Below are 1901 nucleotides of genomic sequence, written 5' to 3' on the forward strand. Positions count from 1 at the left end.
ACAACAGAGCAGCAGCCAACGACAGCCGATCGCAACGGCAGGAGGACGAGCAGCACCGAGAGCAAGCAAGGCGGCGAATCGCGCCGCGCGACACGTGATTGACGGAAGTGGTTGTTGGAAGACGCGACACAACAATAACGCCAATGAAGGGACATCCCATGAGTCAGCACATCATTCGACCCGCACGCCTGCGTTACGCCATCGCCTTCGCCACGGCGGCGGGGCTCGCCGGCCTTTCCAGTCAGGCCATGGCCGATCAGTATCAGGATGCGGCAAGGAAGTGGATCGATCAGGAGTTCTCACCCTCCACGCTGAGCAAGGACGAGCAGATGTCCGAGCTCGAATGGTTCATCAAGGCCGCTGAACCGCTGCGCGGCATGGAAATCAAGGTGGCCTCGGAAACCCTGACCACCCATGAATACGAGTCCAAGGTGCTGGCCAAGGCCTTCAGCGAGATCACCGGCATCAAGCTGACCCACGACTTGATCCAGGAAGGCGACGTCATCGAGAAACTGCAGACCCAGATGCAGTCCGGGCGCAATATCTACGATGGCTACGTCAACGACTCCGACTTGATCGGCACGCATTTCCGCTATGGCAAGGTCGTGCCGATCAGCGACATGATGGAAGGCGACGGCAAGGCCTTCACCTCGCCGACGCTGGATCTGGACGACTTCATCGGGCTGGATTTCACCACCGGCCCGGATGACAAGCTCTATCAGCTGCCGGACCAGCAGTTCGCCAACCTCTACTGGTTCCGTGCCGACTGGTTCGAACGCGAAGATTTGAAGAAGCAGTTCAAGGACAAGTACGGCTACGAGCTGGGGGTGCCGGTCAACTGGTCGGCCTATGAGGACATCGCCGACTTCTTCACCAATGACGTCAAGGAAATCGACGGTGAGCGGGTCTACGGCCACATGGATTACGGCAAGAAGGACCCGTCACTTGGCTGGCGCTTCACCGATGCCTGGTTCTCGATGGCGGGTGCCGGCGACAAGGGCCTGCCCAACGGCCTGCCGGTGGACGAGTGGGGCATTCGTGTCGAGGAATGTCAGCCGGTGGGCTCCTCGGTGACACGTGGCGGCGCGGCCAACGGCCCGGCGGCCGTCTATGCCACCACCAAGTATGTCGACTGGCTGGGCAAGTACGCACCGCCGGAAGCCCAGGGCATGACCTTCTCCGAGTCCGGTCCGGTGCCGTCCCAGGGCAACATCGCCCAGCAGATCTTCTGGTACACCGCCTTCACCGCCGACATGACGCGGGATGGCCTGCCGGTGGTCAACGACGATGGCACCCCGAAGTGGCGCATGGCGCCGTCGCCGCATGGCCCGTACTGGGAAGAGGGCATGAAGCTTGGCTATCAGGACGTGGGCGCCTGGACCTTCTTCGATTCCACGCCGGAGAAGAATCGTCACGCGGCCTGGCTGTACGCGCAGTTCGTCACCGCCAAGACCGTCTCGCTCAAGAAGACCCTGGAAGGGCTGACGCCGATCCGCGAGTCGGATATCCAGTCCCAGGCGATGACCGATGCCGCGCCGAAGCTGGGCGGTCTGGTCGAGTTCTATCGCAGCCCGGCGCGGGTGCAGTGGTCGCCGACCGGGACCAACGTGCCGGATTACCCGAAGCTCGCCCAGCTGTGGTGGCAGTACATCTCCCAGGCCGCCAGCGGCGAAGCCACGCCGCAGGAAGCCCTCGATGGTCTGGCCAAGGCGCAGGACCGCATTCTCGAGCGTCTCGAGCGCGCCAAGGTGATGGACAACTGTGGGCCGAAGCTCAACGAGGAGCGTGATGCGGAGTACTGGTTCGCCCAGCCGGGTGCGCCGAAGGCCAAGCTGGACAACGAGAAGCCCAAGGGCGAGACCATCGCCTACGACGAGCTGCTCAAGAGCTGGAAGGAGTAA

At 62.7% G+C, this 1901-nt stretch carries 1 protein-coding gene; it reads left to right on the forward strand.

Translation table 11 applies throughout. The features are described from left to right. Positions 1 to 248: 248 nt before the first annotated feature. Positions 249 to 1901 (forward strand): ABC transporter substrate-binding protein, encoded by a 1653-nt coding sequence (locus AC4FAH_RS01155; RefSeq protein ID WP_225348116.1) that lies wholly within the window; start codon positions 249 to 251, stop codon positions 1899 to 1901.

It is taken from the genome of Cobetia sp. (assembly GCF_983723665.1).